Raw genomic sequence first — 22,371 nt, 5'->3', positions numbered from 1 at the left:
CTTATTTCTCTGACACGACCTTACAGTGCCAAGATATGACGTTCGGAAATCAAGACCTTTGCCGCTCGAGAGACGATGATAGTTATGAACAGCTGATGAATTAGATGCTGGGGATTGTCCAATATTTCTGAATCAGAAAATGCGTTTCGAACAATCGTCACGAAATAAGTCGAACACCGTCTTTCAATAGAACCATTGGTTAGCAGCTATCAGTTATTTGTACAAGAGATTTGATTAATCCTGCCCGTGTCAAGAGAAAAAGTCTTTCCTGATTTTTACTTTTAAATGGTAAATAATTCCGAATTACAATTCAATTCGCAAATCAGATATGTGTAAACTGAATATGAGCTAAAATAGTATCTGTAAAAAGGAAATCAAATGATGAAACACAAAGCGGCGTATACAATGTCATTTACTTCTTCTAATGCTGGTGGGGTTCGGTGGTTTGATCAAAAGGTAACATATGATAATTTGGCCCAAATAGCAGACGCCGCACACTACACTGCACCTACTCATACTGTTTTCTCTCGGTTCGATATACAAAAGTGCCTCTCGCTGAACAGTGCTCTTACCAGGCAGTATGGCAAACCGCCTTTGAGTGACAAAAAAGCAAACGATGAGTATGACAAATTCATTGCCCAGAACCTAAATGTCCTAGCTTACTCAGGCGTTTTGAGTTCTTCACTGCAAGATAGGAAAAGAATATACTCGGTACAAAATTCTGGAGTGCTTCAACGCATAGCCGGTGATGAAAACCAATGTAGAGTTTTTCTAATTCAATACATCGAGTGGGTGCTAAAAAAATTTAATTGGTGGCAATATATCACGACATATGCAGACAGTCAGCATAAACAAGAAGACATGGATAACTTGAAAAAACAATTCACGAATCTCTTAATAAATACCATGTCATTAGGCAGCAAAGGTAGCGCACATCCCGAAGTTGAGGCAGGACGAATTTTTCCAAAGGTAATTAATCTAACAGCCTATGCATTACTGATTCCAGGAATCAAGAGAGGTCGTGTAATGGATTGTCCACCAACAAACATAGACCTCATCTATAACAAACCAAATTGGAGAGATATTGCTTCGAAGAAACCCAAACAAATGACTCGCCAAGAGTATATTCAACAATCAAAGAGCGGCGCAGAATATGAATTGCACAGGCATCTCAAAGACGCTGTAATGCTTAAAGTCAAGACATACCAGAGACAAATTTCGGAAATTCCTGATTCTTCCTTGGGGAAAGCTACGCATATCCACCACATTTTCCCAGTCCATTCTTACCCTACTTTAGCTGAAATACCCGAAAATATGATTGCACTCACACCTGGCCAGCATCTTGGGCAAGCTCATCCTGATGGAAATACACATAAGATTGATTTATCCTTTCAGCGTGTTTGCTTATCACAAAAACTGGAAACCATCAAAAAGAGTGTTCTTGAAAGAGATGGAATGTACACTTATAGTGGTTTCGTAAAGGTCCTTGAAGTTGGTTGGGGTCTACAAGATCTTAAGCCGACGTATAAGTCTCTGCGAGACGCAATAATCAATCATGTGGACTAAATTAGTGTATTTTTTCCGGGTTTTTGGGCACTCCCCACCAATAAACTAAACAAGAGTCTATATTGATAGATCTCGTAGAATAATTACAAGCTATCCTATAAAAAGATTGGAATTGCTTGCTGTCTGCGAATGATAAGAAAGTTCGAGAAGACTCGGGGTTCAAATCTCCATACAGGACCGCACAACTCCCATCAGGGACTGCACTTTTGCCACTTTCGAATTCTATAACCCGAGGGTTATACGACAGATTAGGAGCCAAGAATTTGCTGTTTCCAGGTAATCTTGCTATAGATGACGAAACACTGTCTGCAGTAGATTTCGAAACTTTGTAGTCTCTTGAATCGTGCTCTAAGTGACCGTTCATTCCGATGTTTCTCCCGCGTAGTACTCTTATCCCGCTAGATACAGCAAGTCGTCGGCTAATCCTCCTATCTCTCCATGCTCTAAATACACCTAACTTTAATAACTCAACAGTTTTGTCAAATTGGCTATTCCGATAAATGATCCATGTTGGGAATCGGCAATCTAGATAATATTCAGATGGCCCTGCCGCCATACACTCTTGCGGCCATGATTTAATTTTTAAGAGATTTTTCCCTTTTCTATAATCGCTTACCACTTCTATGACTAAACCTATTGTTTCAATTTTAGCATCATGAAATGTGAATTCACCGAAATCTAATATATGTCGTACATCAGTCATAGATGCAATTGTGTTACGTATATCTTGGTAATAGGCTGCGTGTAAAAATGCTTTGGGTAATACGAAAGCTACTCTCTCGGCTAACGAGACCGCTTTCCTTAAGAACCTAACAGACAGCTCCGGATCTTTTCCCCAAGCACTGTTCTTATCCAACTTCCTGCGCCCAAAAGGAGGATTCCCAATTATTAAATCGAAATCATGAATCATCTCGCTGCAATCTTTGAGAAAATCTTTTCGACATATCGTCAAATTAATAAAGTTATTTGAGGTTTGGAATCTTTTTTTCACTTGCTTTATGACTTCTGCATCGATATCTAAGCAATCCAAATCTATCGGGTAAAACTCAGCAAACTGATTCAGTATCTGAATAAACACGCCGCTTCCGCAAGAAGGCTCCAGAATCTTAATCGCTTTATTTCGATTCTCCTTATATTCTGCTAACGATCGCTTAACGACTGAAAAGGCGATCAAGGGTTCTGTATAATAAGCAGACAAACTTTTTTTGCGCAATTCTGAAACTTCGACGTAAGCACATTTTTGTGCTTCACTTGCCCAGTTAGAAACATGTGCGCGTCTAGGTCGTTGTGACGAAAACCTGAGAAATGGTGTAAGAGCTTTACTGATGTGACGTGCTATCGATTGCGTCACAGGCACTGGTATGGCTTCACCGAGACACTGTCTAATATTTAATGCGTGATTTTTTAATTCGCTCATACAAGCGCATGAACCTGCATCCGTCTGCGAATCGAACCAATGATAATCATCGCGAACGCCCATCATTCTCATTAATTCTCGGATACTGAAAACCCGATCATCTTCTGGGTGAATCGTATTCTGGCTTGCCAGGATATCATTCCGCGTATGCACGCACGGAGCCACAGCATCCCAAGGAACACGTCTATACTTATCACCATTTTTCTGCACATTCTGAATAACTTTGCCATCAACTACTCTATGTGGCCTCTTAAGTGGGTCCTTATTTTCAAAAGCAGAATGTCCTTCTTTTAAATCATGAATCCATGACCGCATCTCTTTATTATACGGTCTGAAAGAATGCAGCACATCCCCCTCTGAGCTTTGCCCCATTTCCGTCAATCGGGGAAGATCTCCGATTAGATCACGCAGCGTAGGCGCACTTTTCTTACTCGGAAACAAATCCAAAGGAGTTACCCATGTGATATCGTTGCGCACTCCAATGGTAAGAGATCGGGTACGGCTTGACGGAGAACCATAGTTGCTCAGCTGCAACACATGCGAATAAAATTCATAAGTAGCACCCAAGTCTGATTCGATTTCATCCTTAATCGGACGATTAATTCCATCTTGGCCAGTACATATAGTCTTCATAAACGCCGGAACATTTTCAAATATGAAAACTAGAGGCTTAACCTTTTGAATAAGTTCTATCGACCGTACCACAAGCGAATTTCTTTTCAGCTCATCGCCCTTTTTATGGTTCGCAACAGACATCCCCTGACATGGAGGAGTAGCAATTACAGCGGTAATAGGCTGCTGTTTCTCTTCCATATAGTTCTCTGCGAGAGATAACACAGTTTCGAATGGACCTGGTAACAGTAAATCGCCACATATCAATCTATTGTCATCTGCAATGTGATTGATTCTTTGTATTTCGATTCGTTTAGATAACAATTCAGCTGAAGCTATGCAGAAGAAATGCTCATCATGAAAGCCAATGTCGCCAATACCTCCCGAGCTGAATAGGCTAATATATGAGTTTTCCGCTTTAACTGAATTCATAGGTCAACAATACAGCATAAGAAGGAAATTTACATCAGCGTTTTGCTTTTTGTCCTTCATCTCTTTATTCACTCACACTATGTGAAATTATGCCTTTCCACGGCATCTTGGAGCAGGAGTTTACATGAATTAGAGTCGCCGTCGTTCGAGGAAACCACTTAGGTTATTTAAACAAAGTGGTTTTATACTACGCTTATCATCATATCAAATTGCATAGTTGAATACAGAATGTATTTACGGGTGCTGAGGTATTTCCTGGCCATCGTTGAAGAGGGAAGCATCACTGGGGCAGCTGAGTACCTGAGCATATCCCAGCCATCCCTGTCTAGGCAGATAAAAGATCTGGAAGAGCATCTAGGGCACAAACTCTTTGACCGCGGAAGCCGCACAATCACGCTGACTCCAGCAGGGGAACTGCTGCGCGACCGAGCACGCGAGATCGTGCTCATGGCCGACCGTACTGAAGCTGAGCTCACAAGCATGGACAAGCCAATCAACGGCAACGTCTACATCGGGGCAGGGGAAACAGAAGCCGTGCGCTTCCTGGCCAGGGCCGCAGAGTGCATGCTGCAGCAATATCCTCAGGTAAAGTTCCACATTTTCAGCGGCAATGGTCAGGCCGTAACAGATCAATTGGAATCAGGGCTTCTGGATTTTGGCCTGCTATTTGAGCCCTCGGACAACACCAAATACTCCTATATCAGCTTGCCTACAGCCGACAGATGGGGGTTGCTCATGCGCAAGGACTCCACGTTGGCCAACCATGATGGCATCCGCCAGGAAGATCTTGAGCAGATACCCCTCCTGCTCTCGCGGCAAGTCAGGTTCGACAGAGAATTCAACGGGTGGAGTTCCTTCTCGGAGCACGAACTGCATGTTGTAGGAACCTACAACATGCTCTTCAACGCGTCACTATTCGTCAGTGAAGGATGCGGTTACGCGCTCTGCCTGGACCGGATCATCAATCTGACCGAAGACTCGAATCTGGTCTTCAAACCTCTGGTGCCTGAACTTAGAACAAGAGTGAACCTGGTTTGGAAGAGCAATAGACATTTTTCATCGGCGGCGAGTCGTTACCTGGGAATACTACGAAGGCAGATTGGAACAGAAAACACCTGCAAATCGGCAGAAGCCGGGAAAACGCTATGATGCGACTCGAAATATAAACAGAAACACGAAACCCAGCCTGCACTTATCGAACCACCGGCTCAGAGAATCTAGCCGCAAGGATGCACGTGCTGACGTATCCGGCTCCTGCCTAGTATCAGTCCTGGTCGTATCTGGAAAGCTCGATCAGGTTCCTATCCGGGTCCCTGACATACACCGAGGTGATGGCCCCATGGGCGCCAGTCCGGTTGACCGGACCCAGATAGTCAACATGATGCTCATGAAGCGCGGTAACCACATCATCCAGCGAATCCTCCACGAGCAGACACAAATCAGCCGAGCCAGGCGTAGGCCTATCCGCCTTGGGGTCAATCTCATGGCCGGCCTCGTGAATGTTGATCTTCTGCTGGCCGAATTTCAGTGCTAACCGCCCATCGCCGAACGCCTGCACCTGCATGCCCAGCACATCACGGTAAAACGCGCAGGTCGCGTCGACATCCCGTACTGTGATGACCAGATGATCCAAAGCAGTGACTCTCATTCCCTCAACTCCCATCGCTGAATAACCCAAAAGGCAGCCTAGGCGCACACATGCGAAAAAATGGCATTGAGGGTCAGCAAAAAAAAAACGATCCGTTGTCACAACAGATAAGACCCATACCAGAGCCAAGAAGAAACCAATCGGGTGAAAGCTCCACGATAGACCCATGCAAAAAACGAATACCAACATATAAGCAATCGGTATTATACATATCACTTCAAGAGCCTAAGACTGTTGCCGTTCACATCCAAGATGGAAGTGAATCTGCGCATGCCGGCTGACGCCAGGGGGTCTTGGGCGATCATACAGTCAGCAAGGAAGGCAACAGCATGGCCACAAAGCAAACAGCAGGAAGAGAGCAGTTGGGCGAATTCGCTCCTCAGTTCGCAGTTCTGAATGACGATGTTCTATTCGGCGAAGTCTGGGATGATGAACAAGCACTGTCCGCGCATGACAGAAGCATGATCACCATAGCCGCATTGATTGCCATGGGTAGCGCAGAACAGCTCGACGCTCACCTGAACATCGGGAAAAAGAACGGCATCACCAAGGACGAGATAGCAGCGGAAATCACCCATCTGGCCTTCTACGCAGGCTGGCCGAAGGCCTGGTCGGCTTTCAACCGCGCCAAGCAAATCTGGCAAAATGACGGCTGAAGGTGATTAAGGCACGAAGCAAAACGCCAAGACGGCAGTCCTCGTCTTCCACCCCCATATGGAAGCCTCACGGATCAACGCCCGCCTGATGCGGGAAGCCAAGGGCATGATGATGAGGGTATCCTGGTCCGGGACGAATATGCTGCCTTGCGCTCAGGCCAAATCGACATTCCTGGCGAGCAAGCATTCGTCAAAGGCTGTGACCGTCTGGTATGGCAGTTTCCCATCTATTGGTACAGCTGCCCTCCGCTGCTCAAGGAGTGGGAAGACCTGGTGCTCACCTACGGATGGGCCTATGGTACCCATGGCGACGCCATGAAAGGCAAGGAACTCATGCTTGCCGTCTCGGTCGGCTCTGCTGGAGAGAACTATGACCATGAGGGTGAATTCGGCTATACAGTCGACGAGCTCCTGGCTCCGTTCAAAGCTACCAGCAATCTCATCGGAACTGTCTATCGGAAGCCTTTCATTCTGACCGGCGTTAGCTCCGGCATGAGCGATCAGAGCCTGGAAAAGGCAGCCAAGAATTATTTGAGCTGTCTGCAAGACGACTGGCCAGCACAATAGGCCTCAGCGACAATCTCTGACGTCAAGACGAGGGCGCCCACACTGGAATCTTCAGGTGCGGGTGCCCTTTTCTTATCGGCTCAGCGGACCTCAGTCACTGTGTATAATATATCACGTGCAGACGTGTAGCCTCCTCAGGCGTATCCACATCAACAAGAATGAGCGGCCCTCCCGTATCCATAGCCCTGATGTCATGCATATCGTCATCATCAAGACTGAAAATCTACAATATTGTGGTTCTCGTGAATCCGTTCCTCATGCACGGATTTCGGGATGGCGCATATCCTCTGCCGGGTCAGCCAACGCAATACCATCTGGGCCGGGGTCTTGCTATGGGGCTGACCAATACGTCTAAGGACAGGATTATCGAAAATACCCCGACGACCATCAGTCAGAAGTGCCCAGGCCGTGGGTACGCCCCCCCCCTGCTCGGCCATGACCTTTCGAAGTGGGATCTGCTGGGTGAAAGGATGCAGCTCTATCTGATGGACTATGGGAGCGATTCTGCTGGAAAGAATCAAATCGATCAGCCGGTCAGGCAGGAAATTGCAGACTCCAATGCCACGAACTCGGCCTTGCTCGTACAGATCTTCCATGCGCTGTCGTCTCCTTGGTGATGCCCTCCTGCAATCTAACAAAGTGTGGGAAAACAGTACAATACCTGCAGTATATGGCTGCCCATTCATCTTCTGCATATGCGGCGCATCAGACCTTCGGCCCCCTGACAGTGGTGCTCCGGTGTCTTCCGGAAGCATCCCTTCCCCGAACGAGAGGCGCCGTACCCGGATTGACGACGACGCTCATTGGGTAACTCGTGGAAGGATGTGGTTGGTTTGTTCATGCCGATTCAACTTATTGGATTTTTACTGCTGCTCATGGCCTTTGCTTCGCGGCAACTGCTAGGTCTGCCCGGCAGCAGTAAAGTCAACCTTGTTTTGAACCTTGCCGGCGCAAGCTTGCTGGCAGTCGATGCCCTGTCTAACCGGCAGCGGACCTTTCTGCCCTCGAATGCGGATGGGCTTTGGTTGCGCTATACGCCTTCACCCGTTCCTACTCAAAAAGCAAGTTACTTACGACCAAGAATTGCAGCTCAGCGACAAGGCAAGGGCAAGGCATCTGCATCCAGCTTATAGAAGCGAAGCTGACTGTCTGCAAAGTTGCTAAGTACACAGAGATTGATCTGAACTCACCTTATGTTTTTACGGGGCGAACCGACCAAGAGACTTCATTGGTCTGCCCAGCCGACATTGTTCCCAGCCAGACCCTGGAACGCAGCGACGGCTGGCGGGCCTTCCGCATCCAAGGTATTCTCGATTTTTCGCTCATTGGCATCATGGCGCCGATTGCAACAATTCTGGCAGACAAGGGCATAGGTATTTTCGCCGTCTCCACTGCAACACAGACTATGTCCTTACCAAGACCGATGACTTCCCTGCCGCCCTGGGTGCCCTCGACAAGTCAGGATATACAATCTTCTGATTGACACACAGCAGCATAGCGGCACAAAATACTCCTTCTGCAGAAAGAACGTGCTGAGGAATAAAAAGACGTGAGAGTGAAAAAGCAGCATAGCCAAGAGTCGAAGTTTAGAATATGACCGCTGATACTGCACGTCCATAAACAAACGTCTTTCGTCTTTGAATACACTGCAACGAATCCAGCACTTCACCCGCAAAAGTCGATATCAAAATGATGCTGACTTAGTGCTGGTCAATGCCACTTTTACGAGAAAAGGACACATACACTGGCCTCAACGGAGGTTGCTTCCTGAAAATGGGCAGGCCGCCAGATGACCTGCCACAAGTAAAGGGGAAGAACAAGCCTGGAGGGTCAGATGAGCAACAATCGAAACGAGCATGCGAATAAGAACCAAGGCAGGCATGAGGAATCGCGGATGCCCGATAACCAGCAAAAGAGGTACGAGGGCAACTCCTCGCGGAGCAACGGCACCCGGGAAAGTTCCCAACAATCAACAATGAATGACAAGAACCGCATGCCAAAACCAGTGGAGAATACGAACGTCAGAAAGGAAAGCCCGACAGAAAATGCCCCCAAGCCTGCATCAGGACAAACAGGCGAGAAGGAAGGCAGGGATTCATCCAGCAAGAACGCCGAACATGGCAAACCTGAAACGGAAAATAAGCAGGAACAGGCTCTAACCGCCAGCCATGTGCAAGCCGGCCATCCAGACAAAGGGCATAGCCCCTCCCCTGACGACAAGCCGAATCAACCCAGTAAGCCTGTCGACAAGCCATCTCAGCCGACGAGCGTTGCCAGCTTACCTAAACCGCACAAGGCGAAGAACCATGATTCCTTCTATCTTGGCCTGGCCTCGGCAGTCCTGGTCGCGGCTCTGGGCCTCAGCCTAAGCACCATGCCGATCTTCTTCTCCCTGCCTCTTGCCGCTGTCCTCTTCGGAATCGGCATCTGGCTCCTCTCCTACGCCAGCTTCAAGTCTCCCGGCAAACCAGAGGAAGAAGGAACGAAGGCGGACAGGCACACCAGGACGGTAGTTGTGGCGACGGTCCTTCTGGTTCTGCAGACCTTCATCATGGATGTCTTTATCTTCACCCGCATGGGAACAGTCGGCAAACATCAGAACGCCATCGTCATAGCCTGGATCATCGCCAGCATGATCGAGACCCTAGCAGCCTTCGCCCTTATCTACCATCACAATCCACTGCAGTCCAAGCCAAAGGACCCTGCGGCGAACGATCAACACGAAGGAAAGGAATAAGGCACTGCGGCGAGCATGGATCTGAAATGGCACGGAAGGCCAGAAAGGCCAAATGGCCGGCCGTGGATGTGAAATTGCCACGACGTTCTGTTCGACATGGTCTTCAGCCTCAGGGTGCCGCTCGTCCTTCTTGAAGATGCGTGGCACCCTTTGCATGATCATGTCCCCTCCTGCTGCAGATTGACACGGACCGCAATGCCATGAACCATGCCAACCGGCTCATAAAAATCCGGCATGAAAACCGCAAAACCACTCTTCAGACAATCCGTGAGCTGCATGGTCACAACTAGGCGAGTATGGCTTTTTACTTTTTCCACTTTTCATCCTCTTTAGCCAGGTACCTTGCAAGGTGCCTTGAACTTGGTTTCTCCCCGGCTGATACCTATAAAACACATTTGCATAACAGTTATGTTGACCTCCCAGTGGCAACAATCAGCCACTAGAATCATTGATGAAATTACTCACACACAGTTGTGCTTGGAAAAGGAAAGACATGAGTGGACCAGAACAACCTCACGTAACCTTCGGGGTCCTCAAGGAGACAGACAAGGAGGAGTCGCGCGTGGCTCTGACGCCTGACATCGTGACCCGGCTGACCAGGCAAGATATTACCTGCCTACTGGAGTCCGGGGCCGGGGCCCAAGCCGGCTTCCGGGATGAGGACTACCAGCAGACGGGAGCCATAATCACCGACAGGAACACCGTCCTATCCAAATCACAGGTCCTGGGTTTTGTCAACAGACCTGATAGCTCCTTGCTGAAGCGGATTCCAGCCGGAACATGGATCATCGGCATGCTGGGGTCTTTGAGCGACAGCGACTACATCAAGTCCTTGGAGGCGGCCGGGCTTACAGGAATCGCTATGGAGCGCCTCCCCCGACAGCTCAGCTCCGCCCAGTCCATGGATGAGATGACCTCGCAGAACTCGGTCATGGGATACAAGGCGGCACTGGTGGCTGCCGATGCATATGGATCCTTCTTCCCCATGATGACCACTGCAGCGGGAACCATCCGACCGGCCAAGGTCCTGGTCCTGGGCGCGGGGATTGCAGGCCTGCAGGCCATCGGGACCGCAAAACGTCTGGGAGCCGTGGTCACCGCCTATGATGTCAGACCCGCTTCCAGGCAGGAGGTGGAATCCTTGGGAGCCAAGTTCCTCGACCTGGGATTGGACTTTTCCAAGGGACAGGGCCAGGGCGGCTATGCGCGCCAGCTGACCGATCAGGAGCAGGCCCAGCAGCAGGCTGCGGTGGATGCCAAAGCGGCGGGCTTCGATGTGGTCATCACCACGGCCAAGGTTCCAGGCGGAAAACCTCCCCGCCTCCTGAGCGCCAAGGGTGTGGCCAACCTGCATCCCGGAGCCGTGGTCGTGGATTGCGCTGCCAGCGACTTGGGCGGCAATGTCGAGGGTTCACAGGTAGGGACCAGGACCACCGACAAGGGTGTCATCATGATCGGGGCACCATACCTGGCCAGCGGCGTAGCCACGACGGCCTCCAACCTTCTGTCCAGAAATGTAGCGGACGTGCTGGTGCACTTCCTTCGCGATGGCGCGCTCAGTATCAAGGCGGATGACGAGATTGACCAAGCACTGATTGTAACTGGAGCAGCCGAATCCGGCACACATGGAAGCGCGGATGTTCCAGATGCCGAAGAGACCGGGGAGAAAGGTCAAGAGCAATGAATTCTTTGGTCATAGCAATTACGCTTTTCATTCTGGCCCTGCTGATTGGCGTGGAGGTGATTGGCAAGGTTCCGGCCACGCTTCACACACCGCTCATGTCGGGTGCCAACTCCATTCATGGCATTGTGATCGTCGGGGTGGTCATCATCGCGGCGGAGGCACACTCTCCGCTTTCCTACGTACTTATATTCCTGGCTGCCGTCCTTGGCGCCATGAACGTGGTGGGCGGCTACGTGGTGACCGACAGGATGCTGGAAATGTTCAAGTCCTCAAAACCCGACAAGGGGAAGGATAAGGCCAGCCAGGACGAACAGGCTTCGTCCGTCACGACTCAGACCGCCAAGAACGAGGGAGCCGACAAGTGAATACCCTCGACATCATCACCTGGTTCGTCTACCTCCTTTCCTCGGTCATGTTCGTCATGGGCTTGCACTACATGAATTCCCCCAAGACGGCCCGTACAGGCAATCGGATTTCAGCCGCAGGCATGGTCATCGCCGTGGCCATGGCCTTCATCCACCTGTTCGCCACCGGTTTCACCTCTTCCCTGGCCATCGTTCTGCTCGTGCTCGGCATTCTGATCGGATCCGCAGCGGGGGTCTACTCGGCCAAGAAGGTGAAAATGACGGACATGCCTCAGCTGGTTTCCGTCTTCAACACGGTCGGCGGCGGCGCTGCAGCCCTGGTCGCTCTGAACGACATACTGACTTCTGAGGGCGCCCCGACTCTGGTGGTGCTGATCACCGCCGGCCTGGGCGTGGTCATCGGTTCCATCACCTTCACCGGCTCCCTGATAGCTGCCGGCAAGCTCCAGGGCATCAGCCTGATCAAAAACCTGAAGCTGCCAGCAAAGGCCGTCTGGAATGTGCTTTTCGCTTTATTGATGGTCCTTTGCCTGGTCATGCTCTGCCTGAATCCTGTCAATCGGACCCTATGGGCCATCCTCACAGCCATCTTCGCCCTAGGCTACGGACTGGTCTTCGTCATCCCCATCGGCGGTGCCGACATGCCAGTGGTCATCTCTGTTTTGAACGCCTGCACTGGCACAGCTGTAGCCATGAACGGCCTGGCCATTGACAATGTGGCTCTGATCGTGGCAGGCGCTTTGGTCGGCGCAGCAGGTGCCACCCTGTCCGTCCTGATGGCCCAAGCCATGAACCGGCCGCTCCTGAGCGTCCTGGCAGGAGGATTCGGGAGCTCCTCGACCAGTGCCGCCCAGGATTCGAGCGCCCAAGGAACCATGAGGGAGACCACACCCGACGATGTAGCCGTTCAGCTGGTCTATGCCGACAAGGTCATCTTCGTCCCCGGCTTTGGTCTGGCTCAGGCCCAGGCCCAGCGTGAACTGGCCGACCTGGGCGAACTGCTCAAGGGGCGTGGCGTGGATGTATCCTATGCCATCCATCCGGTGGCCGGCCGTATGCCCGGACACATGAACGTCCTCTTGGCCGAGGCCAACGTTCCCTATGAAGAATTGATCGACCTAGACGACATCAATCCCCAGTTCCCATCAGCCAATGTTGCCTTGGTTGTCGGTGCCAATGACGTGACCAACCCGGCTGCACGCCGGCCAGGGACTGCAGTCTCGGGCATGCCCATCCTGGACGTTGACAAGGCCCAGCATGTTGTCGTCCTCAAGCGAGGTCGCGGCAAGGGCTATGCAGGCATCGAAAACGAGCTGTACTTCAACCCAAATACGCAGATGCTCTTCAATGATGCCAAGGTCAGCCTTCAGGCGATCATTGCATCGGTCAAGGAACTCATCGCCTGAGCATATGCTGTAGTGAGAACCATGGCTCCGGATCGGCTTGGCTGGTCCGGAGCCTATTGTCATCGAGCAAGATGGACCTACATGCTAATTTTTACATTCCAAATTGCTCATAGATGCTTTGCCGCCAAATTAGAGAATAGTACATAAAATTTCTGAAACGACAGCTCAGCTTGTAACTGGATAAATCTTGATTTCAGCGAAAGCGCTACAATCACAAGTCGCATACAAATCCCAGGTAATACGTAGCTTGCCCAGCGCAAATCTATGCTAGCTTGGGCTAACTTGCGATACATATCTGGTAAATTCTCAAAGAGTTTTCCAATTAAGAAAACTCAAGCATCGCAAATCGACGTATGTTCACACTCCATATGTATTGGACCTCGCACTCGATTATTGAAGCCGGCTAAGCCCGTGGTTTCCATATCTAACTTCGGATGATATTTAAAGTCACCGAACTGCACTATTTGACATTTAAGCATGTTGATTATCCTCATACGGTCTGATTTAAATTTAAAGAGTATTGCTCCCAGACTTTGCGATACTTGCATAAAACAGTTACTTTGAAATGTAACGATAGGCTGGAACTGTCCGCGATGGTGAGCAGTAAGATGTATCTGCACGGATACATCCAAAGAAGGCAAGGAAACCGGATTTTTAGTAGGTGGCATGAGAAGACCGTTGGACTCAGTGCAACCCACGCAACTATTCAGAACAATCGGCAACATATATGGTCAGGCCGCAATGTTGACGATAGCTGTTGACTAGCAGCAAAATATGAACATTTTGTCAACTTTTATTGGAAAAACCTCATACCCATTTTCGTCTCAACTTAGTCTTTATCGAACAGACGTTCGACGCTCCCGAGAACCGCTACAGGTTGATCAAATCGACAAATCCCCGTATCATTGATGTGTCAGAGATTCCTTGGAAGTAAGTTGGTGCGTCTATGTCCATCAGGGTGGTTGAACTGTTCGCGGGTGTGGGCGGATTTCGTCTGGGCCTGGATGGTTACAACAATCCCGACCATCCCGAATTTCACATGGAAGCCGCCGGCCCTTTCCAGACCGTCTGGGCCAACCAGTGGGAGCCCAATGGCAGCAAAGCCAAGCAATTTGCATGGCGCTGCTATGAGGACCGCTTCGGAACTGGATCCTGCGTTAATGAAGATATAGCCGAAGTACTCAGGAAAGTCGACAAGGGAGAAGTCGATATCCCACAATTCGACATGCTTGTCGGCGGCTTTCCATGCCAGGATTACAGCGTGGCTAAGCCTCTTTCTCAATCTTCAGGCATAGAGGGCAAAAAAGGCGTCCTCTGGTGGAGCATAAATACACTTTTAGAGAAACGTAGACCACGTCTTTTGTTGCTCGAGAACGTGGATAGGCTGTTGAAATCACCATCTACCCAGCGTGGACGAGATTTTGCCATCATTCTTTCCTGCTTGTCCCGACTTGGTTACTCGGTCGAATGGAGAGTGATAAATGCTGCAGATTATGGGATGCCTCAACGGAGGAGGAGGGTCTACATCTTCGCAGAACTCACCCGGAGTACATGGGACCTCTCGACTCGTCTGCACAGCAGCGGAATCATGGCGGAAGCCTTTCCGGCAGAGCCTTCCGGGAAAAAAGATTCAGGTACATTTCGTATCAACGATGACCCCTATGATGTAACCAAACGATTCGGCATCAATTCGAAGACTTCGCTCTTCCGGAATGCAGGCGTAATGCAAGGCGGTGTCGTATTCAGCGAACGGGTAGAAGCCGTGTATGCTGGCCAAAAAACTGTCTTAGGAGACATCCTTGTACCTGCGCAAGATGTTCCACCGCAGTTCTGGATTGACGAAGGCTCCCTATCGAAATGGTCATATTTGAAGGGCGCAAAAAAGGAAAAGCGGGAGGCGAAGTCAGGTTTTGAATACACTTACGCCGAAGGGCCCGTCACCTTTCCAGATTCTTTGGACAAACCCAGCCGGACCATTCTGACAGGTGAAGGCGGTAAGGGGGCCAGTCGCATGAAGCATGTTGTCGAGCAGGACGGCAGGCTCAGAAGGCTGGTACCAGATGAACTCGACCAGCTGCAAATGTTCCCACGGGGCTGGACAGATGACGGAATGAGCGACGGGCACAGGGCTTTCTGTATGGGCAATGCTCTTGTCACTGGAATCCCCCACAGGATTGGCAAAGTCATTGCAGGTCGTCTAATGCCTGGTCGATGATTTGCTGAACATATTTGTTCGTAATCCAGAAAGATTTCTTTGTCTCCCTAGTTCCCTGTGGGGTAAGACAAGTCTCACCTTTCGTGGCGTGAGGGCGCACGTGTATATGCGAACCCTTACCATCCAAACCCTTGATGCCAGGAAAGTGATCATAATCATTGGATAGGATGTGCTGTTTCGTTGTCATGTAGACTCGCTGAGCTTCAGCTAAGTCCTCGTCCGTTGGCGTCCACCACACCAACTGCGACAAAAACAGGGGTCCGTGCTCCTCACACTGCCTGAAGACGACAAACAGGTAGGGAGTGGTCATGTATCCGTATAGTTTGCTGTCCTCCCAATCAGTGCAGGCTACTTTCTTATAGTCCATTGCAGGAAGTGAAAGTGACTCTTTGACACGTCCTGTGTGGCTCCGCCTGATTGTGCGCACCATGATACCGGCCTTGTCGAATTCCTCTATGCTCTTATCAGTACCTATACCGAGGATTTTCTTTGTTATTATCGCGTAATAGTTCTTAGCACGCTCACTTGCGGAGATTTGCAGGATGGATTTCAGCTCTTTCTTCGTTTTTCCCATGTAAGGGTGGAATCTCGCCTTCACCAACTGGTGAAGGGTCAGATTCTCCTCGTCCTTTTCCCTCTTGATTGGAGCGTACTTATTCTTTTGGAAGAGCTGATTGATGACCGTGGTCATGTAGGATGATTTCAGCGCCCACCTTCTTGGCTTGGCGCACCGGTCCGATTTGGGTTGCGGATATTTTTTCCCGTGACCGGAACCGGTAGTTGCAGCTTCAAGGTAAACGGTGTCACGGCCGCTTACCTTATCTGCGTCCCCATTCCTCACTTTTGCGAGAACCGTATTCCAGTCCGCCAGCATCTGAGGCTTATCTCGTTCCGGCACACCCCACATGGTGGCCAGTCTGAATCTCATATCCAAAACGCTGTCGCTACCTGGGTCATAGTCGTAGGCCAGAAGGAGAATCTTCGACATCTTATCCATAAGATGGCTCTTCTTGAAATCCTCGTTGAGAATCGTCATCCAGTTAATGTTAGTTATAGCAAGTCGTTCCTTGGCACAAGGCTTGTTGTGGGCATCGTATCTCAAACCTGTAGTCTTGAGCTCAACACCGACTTTTGGAAAATCGGGACCTTGAACATTGTTGTTTTTAATGCGAAAGTAGTACTCTTCGACAGTCTCGCCCATGGCCCCCTTGCCTCCGCTACCCTTGGGTGTGGCATCCGGGGGCAAATCCAAAGCTTCTCTCAATGTTTTATTTACAATACGCTTGGCATACTCTTCAATGCTGCTGACATTACTGTCATCATATGGTACTTGTCCCTGCTTCTCTGCCATGTGTCAAAAGTATACTTACTTCAGTAACGCACTATCCTGGTGGTAAAGGAACTGGCAGACGGGTTTATGTAATATTATGCCCGTTTCTATCAGATACCACTTGGTAAAGAGAAGACGTGTAACTTCTGTCTCCGGTAGCAATGTCTTCTTCATGACTGCTCTAGATGATCAGCATGTACCTTGCCTATTTTTCTCCCTGTTATGAATACAACCCTCTCTGATATTCGTACGTGTTTCCTAACTTATTGGATTTACTCCCTCTAGCACGAAAAGGACGGGAGAAGCCCGACTAACAGTAAGAGCCGGGTGCTCACAGTTGCTACCGTCATAATTACTGTTTAGGTCTTCATCATTGGCGACTTTTCTTCAACTGAACGAGAAGTGGAGACAACGAGCAAAATTCAATCATCAATACTTGGATTTGCCCCAGTTTGGATCAAATCTTCGCTGCATTTGACCTCATCTTCGCAACCTCACGCACCAACCTCTCTGATTACGCGCCAATGCTCCGAACCAGCATGAAAGAAGAGCTCATACAGGGAGTTGGAATTCAATTTACGTGTACCATAAGGCATACACGGGTACGGTCCTCAGAAAGGATATTTATGCTGTCATTCGTCAACGACTATTCCGAGGGTGCCCACCCCGAAGTCTTGCAACGGCTGATTGATACCAACATGGAGCACCTTGCCGGCTACGGCAAGGATCGGTACTGCCTCTCCGCCGCTCAGAAGATCGCCTACGCCTGTGGCTGCCCGCAAGCGCAGGTCTATTTCCTGGCTGGTGGGACCCAGACCAACCAGGTCGTCACCTCCTGCCTGCTGAAGTCCTACCAGGGAGTGGTCGCTGCGGACACGGGCCACGTCAACGTCCACGAGGCCGGCGCCATAGAAGCCATAGGTCATAAGGTCCTGACCATCCCAGGAGAACAGGGCAAGATTCGTGCAGATGATCTCAATACCTTCCTGGATTGCTTCTACGCCGACGGAAACCATGAGCAGATGGTCTTCCCAGGTATGGTCTACATTTCCCACCCCACCGAGTATGGGACCCTCTACACCCGCCAGGAGCTGGAAGACCTCTCACAAATCTGTCAAGAATACAAGATTCCGCTCTACCTGGACGGGGCCAGGCTGGGATACGGACTGGTCGCGCCTGGAACCGACGTCGACCTGACGGACATAGCCCGTCTCTGCGACGTCTTCTACATCGGAGGTACCAAGGTGGGCGCACTCTGCGGCGAAGCGGTGGTCTTCCCCAAGGGGAATGCCCCCGAGCATTTCAGCACCATGATCAAAAGAAGGGGAGCCCTCCTGGCCAAGGGAAGGCTCCTTGGGGTACAGTTCGATGCCCTCTTTACCGACGACCTCTACTCACGAATCAGCCGCAACGCCATCCAGACAGCAGCGATGATCAAAAAGGCCCTGCGGGAGAAAGGGTATCAGATTGTCATGGACTCCCCCACCAATCAGACCTTCGTCCGCCTGGACAATGAGCGTATGGAGGAACTGTCCAGGCAGGTCGCCTTCGACTTCTGGGAACGCAGCGATGCCGCCCACACGGTAATCCGACTGGCAACCTCCTGGGCGACAACCGTCGAGGACACCCAGGCTCTGATCAATCTGCTGTAAAAGCCACTCAAGCTAAACCCCGGCAACCAAGGTCATCCTGCCAACTCTCCCCTGCTGATCATCCTTTGGGGAGGGGTATTCGTATATATATACACACATATACTTTTCATCCGCCCTCTGAACACGACCAGTCCCACAGTGTTGGACATATCACACTCGTTCGGGTGAGTACATGATTATCTTTGGTTAAGATTTTTATTGCACCGATGCTGATGCAGATACCCCCGCCCTGAACATAAGGGCAGAAATGCTTCAACGATGAAAGGAAACTTATGAAAGCCGTTGTTTTCGAAGAATTCAACACCTTCCCCACCCTCAAGGAAGTGCCGGAGCCGACTCCCGGGAGCGGCGAGGTTCTCCTCAAGGTGGCTGGTGCAGGTTGCTGCCATTCCGACGTCTCCGTCTTCCAGGACTACACCCCCGAAACCGGCAGCCACACCAAGCCGCCCTTCATTCTGGGGCATGAGACCACTGGTTGGGTCGAAGAGGTAGGACCCGATGTCACGGGCTTCAAGAAGGGCGATGCCTACATCGTCTATGGTCCCACCGGATGCGGCCACTGCCCTCACTGCGTAGCCGGCCAGGAGAACTACTGCTCCAGCGCTGCAACCAATAAATCACTGGCCCTGGGTCTGGGTCGCGACGGCGGCATGGCCGAATACATGACCGTCCCAGCCCGCAACCTGGTGCCCCTGGGCGATGCGGATCCCATCGGCGCTGCACCTCTGGCTGACGCTGCCCTGACCCCATACCACGCCATCAGGGCTGCCATGCCCCACCTGAACGGCGGCGGAAAGTACGCTCTGGTCATTGGCCTGGGTGGACTTGGCCAGATCGCCATTCAGATTCTTCACGCCCTGACCGGCGCCACCGTGATCGCCACCGATACCAAGCCAGAGGCCCTGGCCAAGGCTGAGGCCAAGGGTGCCATCCCCGTGGTCAGCGACGAGCACCAGGTGGAGAACATCAGGAAGATCACCCACGGGGAGGGCGTGGACGCCGCCTTCGATTTCGTGGGTGTGGCCCCGACCATTGCTGCCGCACAGGCTTCGGGCGGCCCGGGATCCCGGGTGACCGTGGTCGGCATCGCCGGCGGCAAGGCGGAATACGACTGGTACTCCAAGCCCTGGGAGCAGGAGCTGCTTGGTGTTTACTGGGGTTCCATCCCTGAGCTCTACGATGTGGCCAACATGTATCGCAACGGCCAGATCGAGACCGAAATCGAAACCTACTCACTGGATAATGCCCTGGATGCCTACCACAAGCTGGTCGACAACAAGCTCTCGGCCAGGGCTGTTATAGTGCCCCACACCAAGGCCTGATTTCCCCTGATTGTAGACGGAGAAGCAGCTCATCTGTCGGCCGGATTTAAGCACAATCAGATTTAGGTGCTGTCAGATTCATGTGCTGACCCCATTCTCCGCCTACATGCGCTGATGGCCGGTCACGGTCTTGTCGTGAAGACCGTGACCGGCCACAGCATCTTACCAAGCTCCCTCAAGCCTACGTTATATACAGTTCCTTCGATTGCAGAGCATCACCCAACAACAAGTGGACCAGGAAAATACCGTCGGCAGATTCCAGCCTCATGGAGCCGCTGAGCGAATCCACCAGGGAATCAACGATGCTCAGACCCAGACCTGTGCTTCTGATCTTGGTACGTGACTGGTCATCGGTCTGGAACCGTTCCATGAGCCTGTCCACATCGACTGCTTCGCCCGTAGTTTTGTTGCCGAAGTCCAAATGAATTCGTCCATCTTCACTCTTGTGCAGGTCCACCCAGGCTGATTCCTCCGCATACTTGAGCCAGTTGCCAATCAGGTTCTGAATTATTCGACTCATCATGATCTGATCCGTCGTAATTTCCACACCAGTTTGAATTCTGGGCTCCACCGTGACGGACCGCGCGGTCAGAGAATCGAAGGCATTGAAGAGCTCCTGCTGAACCAATGCCGATAGGTTCACCCTGGTCAGATCCAGGCTCACGCTCTTCTCCTGTATCAGATTGAAATCCATCAGGTAATGCAGATAGTGATCCACCGATTGCAGGTTGTTGAGGATCTTACCCAATTGCTCCTGATCAGCCGATCCCTCCTTGAGCAGCTGGGCGTATCCCCTGGCCACGGTCAGCGGGGTCTTGATGTCATGGGTTAGGTTGGTCAGCATCTGCCGGACTTGCTTGTTCTGCTCAGCCTGGGTGATCTGCAGCCGCCTGGTCTTGTTCAGAACGGCATTGATCCTATCCGCCAGAGTGCGGATGAGCCCGATATTGGACCCAGTGGTTACCAAGGCGTTAGTGTCGGCATGGTTGATGAAGTCCAGATCGTCACTGATCCGTTTGAGGTCGACAATCAGCATTATCAGGCCAATCGCCAGGGCGAGGGCGACAAGACCCAAAACAAGTGCGGCCACCTTCACGGATTCACCTCCGACGACCCTTATTCATCGTTCTTTCTTCCATCCGAATTCAGACCAGGCGAACGCCGATGCCCCAGACCGACACGATGTAGCGCTGACTGCCGGCGTATCTGTTCAGACTGGTCCGCAAGGTGCTCAGGTGCACATTGAGAGTATTCTCGGCATTGATGTATGGCTGGTTCCAAACCTGCCTGTAGAGGTCCTCCTTCTCGAAGACCCGATGTGGATGGTCCATCAGAAGCTCAAGGATGGCGAATTCCTTGCGTGCCAGTTCGACCCTGTGCCCATCAACGCTGACCGTGTGCTCCATCCGGTCCAGCTCGATCCCCTGAAAACAAATCTTGGCGTCGGATTCACCTGCTGCATCCGCATCGGCTTTCAGTGCCCCGGATTGGCGCAGCTGGACCTGGACACGAGCGCGGAGCTCGTCAATGTCGAAAGGCTTGGTCACATAATCATTGGCGCCCTGCTCCAGGAGGCTGACGGTTCTGGTCTTATCCTGAATGGCCGTGAGGATGATGACCGGCACCGACGACATATGCCGAATGGCCTTGAGGACGCTGTCCCCGGTGACTACAGGGAGCATCAGATCCAGAAGGATCAGGTCGGGTTCCTCCTGCTGAAAGCGGGCCAAGGCCTGGGCGCCCGTCGTCGCCTGGATAATCCTGTAGGTCTCGCCCAGCACATCCTTGAGCAGGGACTGGATGTCCTCCTGATCCTCCACGACCAGAATCGTCGGCATACTGTCTTCCTTTCGCAGGTCACTCTCATGTTACTGAAGCCACCTAACGAGGCCGGTCTCGCCCAAGCGGATTTATGCAATTCTTAATGATTTCTTAGCCATGCAATTAAGAAAGGCACTTTAGATTCTCTGATAGCGACATAGAGAAAGGAACCCCATGGACGATACCATTCTGGATATTAGCCATGCCAGCAAACGGTTCGGACGCTTTCAGGCACTGGACGATGTCAGCCTTTCCATAAACAAGGGCGAGGTCTACGGGCTGATCGGTGAGAACGGCGCCGGCAAAACCACTCTTATGCGTCTGATCACCGGGCTCTCCCCCATCCAGGAGGGAACCATAAGGCTGATGGGGCACACAATTGGCAAGGACAGCCGGATACTAAGCAGAATAGGCTCGATCATTGAGGCTCCGGCCGCCTTTAAAAAACTCACCGTCAGCCAGAACATGGAACTGACAGCCATCCAGCACGGGCTGACCGACGACAAGGCCATCACTCAGACCATCGACTTCGTCGGCCTGAGCGAAAAGGCCAAGACTCGTGCCGGTCACCTCTCTCTGGGCCAGCGTCAGCGCCTGGGGTTGGCCATGGCCATCCTCACCCGACCCGATTTCCTGATTCTGGACGAACCCATCAACGGCCTGGACCCGGGAGGAATCATGGAATTCAGAACACTCCTGGACAGGCTCAACAAGGAGCGCCAGACGACCATCCTCATCTCCAGTCACATTCTGAGCGAACTCTACCTGGTCTCCTCCCGGTTCGGGTTCATCAGCCACGGTCGCCTGATCAAGGAAGTAAACAAGGATGAACTGGACCGGATCAATCAAAATGGACTGTTGATAGACGTGGACCAGAGCTCCAGGGCCGCCATGATCCTGGATCGCCGGGGAATCGGCCCCTTCCAAGTCCTTGACGACCC

21 protein-coding genes and 1 riboswitch are annotated in these 22,371 nt (G+C 51.3%); of the genes, 14 read left to right on the top strand and 7 right to left on the bottom strand.

Features of this window, described 5'->3' with window-relative positions:
• Positions 1 to 378 precede the first annotated feature (378 nt).
• The gene (locus H3T88_RS02690; RefSeq protein WP_198203440.1) at positions 379 to 1,566 is read left to right on the top strand and encodes a hypothetical protein; all 1,188 of its coding nucleotides are present in this window, start codon (positions 379 to 381) and stop codon (positions 1,564 to 1,566) included.
• 1 nt (position 1,567) lies between these two features.
• Here the strand turns inward: H3T88_RS02690 and H3T88_RS02685 are convergent, their stop codons facing one another.
• A complete protein-coding gene (locus tag H3T88_RS02685; protein WP_198203439.1) occupies positions 1,568 to 4,027 on the bottom strand; it encodes a DNA cytosine methyltransferase in 2,460 nt (819 codons plus the stop codon).
• 228 nt (positions 4,028 to 4,255) lie between these two features.
• Here H3T88_RS02685 and H3T88_RS02680 point away from each other — a divergent pair, with 228 nt between their 5' ends.
• Positions 4,256 to 5,176, top strand: coding sequence for a LysR family transcriptional regulator (locus H3T88_RS02680; RefSeq protein WP_198203438.1), 921 nt, complete (start codon positions 4,256 to 4,258; stop codon positions 5,174 to 5,176).
• Positions 5,177 to 5,291: 115 nt separating this feature from the next.
• Here H3T88_RS02680 and H3T88_RS02675 read toward each other — a convergent pair whose 3' ends face one another.
• Entirely contained in the window at positions 5,292 to 5,675 is a 384-nt protein-coding gene (locus H3T88_RS02675; protein WP_198203437.1) for a VOC family protein, read from the bottom strand.
• A 329-nt stretch (positions 5,676 to 6,004) separates the two neighbouring features.
• Here H3T88_RS02675 and H3T88_RS02670 point away from each other — a divergent pair, with 329 nt between their 5' ends.
• Together H3T88_RS02670 and H3T88_RS02665 are read left to right on the top strand one after the other, a co-directional pair.
• The gene (locus H3T88_RS02670) at positions 6,005 to 6,331 is read left to right on the top strand and encodes a carboxymuconolactone decarboxylase family protein (protein ID WP_198203436.1); all 327 of its coding nucleotides are present in this window, start codon (positions 6,005 to 6,007) and stop codon (positions 6,329 to 6,331) included.
• Positions 6,332 to 6,478: 147 nt separating this feature from the next.
• Positions 6,479 to 6,898 carry an NAD(P)H-dependent oxidoreductase gene (locus tag H3T88_RS02665; RefSeq protein ID WP_198203435.1) on the top strand — a complete coding sequence of 140 codons (420 nt, stop codon included), beginning with the start codon at positions 6,479 to 6,481 and terminating at the stop codon, positions 6,896 to 6,898.
• Positions 6,899 to 7,107: 209 nt separating this feature from the next.
• Here the strand turns inward: H3T88_RS02665 and H3T88_RS02660 are convergent, their stop codons facing one another.
• Positions 7,108 to 7,494 carry an aldo/keto reductase gene (locus H3T88_RS02660; RefSeq protein ID WP_198203434.1) on the bottom strand — a complete coding sequence of 129 codons (387 nt, stop codon included), beginning with the start codon at positions 7,492 to 7,494 and terminating at the stop codon, positions 7,108 to 7,110.
• A gap of 146 nt (positions 7,495 to 7,640) precedes the next feature.
• A riboswitch (guanidine-III (ykkC-III) riboswitch) is annotated at positions 7,641 to 7,701 on the top strand.
• Between the two features lie 30 nt (positions 7,702 to 7,731).
• Between H3T88_RS02660 and H3T88_RS02655 the strand changes: the two genes are divergently transcribed.
• From H3T88_RS02655 to H3T88_RS02645, 3 genes are all read left to right on the top strand, one after another.
• Positions 7,732 to 8,031, top strand: a complete 300-nt coding sequence (locus tag H3T88_RS02655) for a hypothetical protein (protein ID WP_198203433.1) — start codon at positions 7,732 to 7,734, stop codon at positions 8,029 to 8,031.
• Positions 7,920 to 8,381 (top strand): ACT domain-containing protein, encoded by a 462-nt coding sequence (locus H3T88_RS08890; protein WP_442859977.1) that lies wholly within the window; start codon positions 7,920 to 7,922, stop codon positions 8,379 to 8,381. The genes H3T88_RS02655 and H3T88_RS08890 overlap by 112 nt, the downstream gene beginning before the upstream one ends.
• Before the next feature lie 351 nt (positions 8,382 to 8,732).
• Complete coding sequence (locus H3T88_RS02645; RefSeq protein WP_198203431.1) at positions 8,733 to 9,635, top strand: hypothetical protein; 903 nt, start codon at positions 8,733 to 8,735, stop codon at positions 9,633 to 9,635.
• Positions 9,636 to 9,793: 158 nt separating this feature from the next.
• On the opposite strand, the gene H3T88_RS02640 is transcribed toward H3T88_RS02645, so the two are convergent.
• The gene (locus H3T88_RS02640) at positions 9,794 to 9,952 is read right to left on the bottom strand and encodes a hypothetical protein (protein ID WP_198203430.1); all 159 of its coding nucleotides are present in this window, start codon (positions 9,950 to 9,952) and stop codon (positions 9,794 to 9,796) included.
• A 176-nt stretch (positions 9,953 to 10,128) separates the two neighbouring features.
• Here H3T88_RS02640 and H3T88_RS02635 point away from each other — a divergent pair, with 176 nt between their 5' ends.
• From H3T88_RS02635 to dcm, 4 genes are all read left to right on the top strand, one after another.
• Complete coding sequence (locus H3T88_RS02635) at positions 10,129 to 11,319, top strand: NAD(P) transhydrogenase subunit alpha (RefSeq protein WP_198203429.1); 1,191 nt, start codon at positions 10,129 to 10,131, stop codon at positions 11,317 to 11,319.
• Positions 11,316 to 11,684 (top strand): NAD(P) transhydrogenase subunit alpha, encoded by a 369-nt coding sequence (locus H3T88_RS02630; RefSeq protein WP_015022152.1) that lies wholly within the window; start codon positions 11,316 to 11,318, stop codon positions 11,682 to 11,684. The genes H3T88_RS02635 and H3T88_RS02630 overlap by 4 nt, the downstream gene beginning before the upstream one ends.
• A complete protein-coding gene (locus H3T88_RS02625; RefSeq protein WP_198203428.1) occupies positions 11,681 to 13,090 on the top strand; it encodes an NAD(P)(+) transhydrogenase (Re/Si-specific) subunit beta in 1,410 nt (469 codons plus the stop codon). The genes H3T88_RS02630 and H3T88_RS02625 overlap by 4 nt, the downstream gene beginning before the upstream one ends.
• Positions 13,091 to 14,036: 946 nt before the next feature.
• On the top strand, positions 14,037 to 15,305 hold the full coding sequence (gene dcm, locus H3T88_RS02620) for a DNA (cytosine-5-)-methyltransferase (protein ID WP_198203427.1): 1,269 nt from the start codon (positions 14,037 to 14,039) through the stop codon (positions 15,303 to 15,305).
• Here dcm and H3T88_RS02615 read toward each other — a convergent pair.
• Positions 15,274 to 16,656, bottom strand: a complete 1,383-nt coding sequence (locus H3T88_RS02615) for a Sau3AI family type II restriction endonuclease (protein WP_198203426.1) — start codon at positions 16,654 to 16,656, stop codon at positions 15,274 to 15,276. The genes dcm and H3T88_RS02615 overlap by 32 nt on opposite strands.
• Positions 16,657 to 17,261: 605 nt before the next feature.
• On the opposite strand from H3T88_RS02615, the gene H3T88_RS02610 reads away from it, so the two are divergent.
• Together H3T88_RS02610 and H3T88_RS02605 are read left to right on the top strand one after the other, a co-directional pair.
• Positions 17,262 to 18,287, top strand: coding sequence for a threonine aldolase family protein (locus H3T88_RS02610; RefSeq protein ID WP_198203425.1), 1,026 nt, complete (start codon positions 17,262 to 17,264; stop codon positions 18,285 to 18,287).
• Positions 18,288 to 18,559: 272 nt separating this feature from the next.
• Positions 18,560 to 19,609 (top strand): NAD(P)-dependent alcohol dehydrogenase, encoded by a 1,050-nt coding sequence (locus tag H3T88_RS02605; protein WP_015022155.1) that lies wholly within the window; start codon positions 18,560 to 18,562, stop codon positions 19,607 to 19,609.
• A gap of 181 nt (positions 19,610 to 19,790) precedes the next feature.
• On the opposite strand, the gene H3T88_RS02600 is transcribed toward H3T88_RS02605, so the two are convergent.
• Together H3T88_RS02600 and H3T88_RS02595 are read right to left on the bottom strand one after the other, a co-directional pair.
• Positions 19,791 to 20,705 carry a sensor histidine kinase gene (locus H3T88_RS02600; RefSeq protein WP_198203424.1) on the bottom strand — a complete coding sequence of 305 codons (915 nt, stop codon included), beginning with the start codon at positions 20,703 to 20,705 and terminating at the stop codon, positions 19,791 to 19,793.
• Positions 20,706 to 20,754: 49 nt separating this feature from the next.
• The gene (locus H3T88_RS02595; RefSeq protein ID WP_015022157.1) at positions 20,755 to 21,447 is read right to left on the bottom strand and encodes a response regulator transcription factor; all 693 of its coding nucleotides are present in this window, start codon (positions 21,445 to 21,447) and stop codon (positions 20,755 to 20,757) included.
• A gap of 157 nt (positions 21,448 to 21,604) precedes the next feature.
• Between H3T88_RS02595 and H3T88_RS02590 the strand changes: the two genes are divergently transcribed.
• On the top strand, positions 21,605 to 22,371 hold a 767-nt coding region (locus H3T88_RS02590; protein ID WP_198203423.1), incomplete at its 3' end, for an ABC transporter ATP-binding protein.

The organism is Bifidobacterium sp. W8110 (assembly GCF_016101375.1).
In the GTDB taxonomy this organism is placed as follows: domain Bacteria; phylum Actinomycetota; class Actinomycetes; order Actinomycetales; family Bifidobacteriaceae; genus Bombiscardovia; species Bombiscardovia asteroides.
This window is presented reverse-complemented; position numbering and strand designations above follow the sequence as displayed.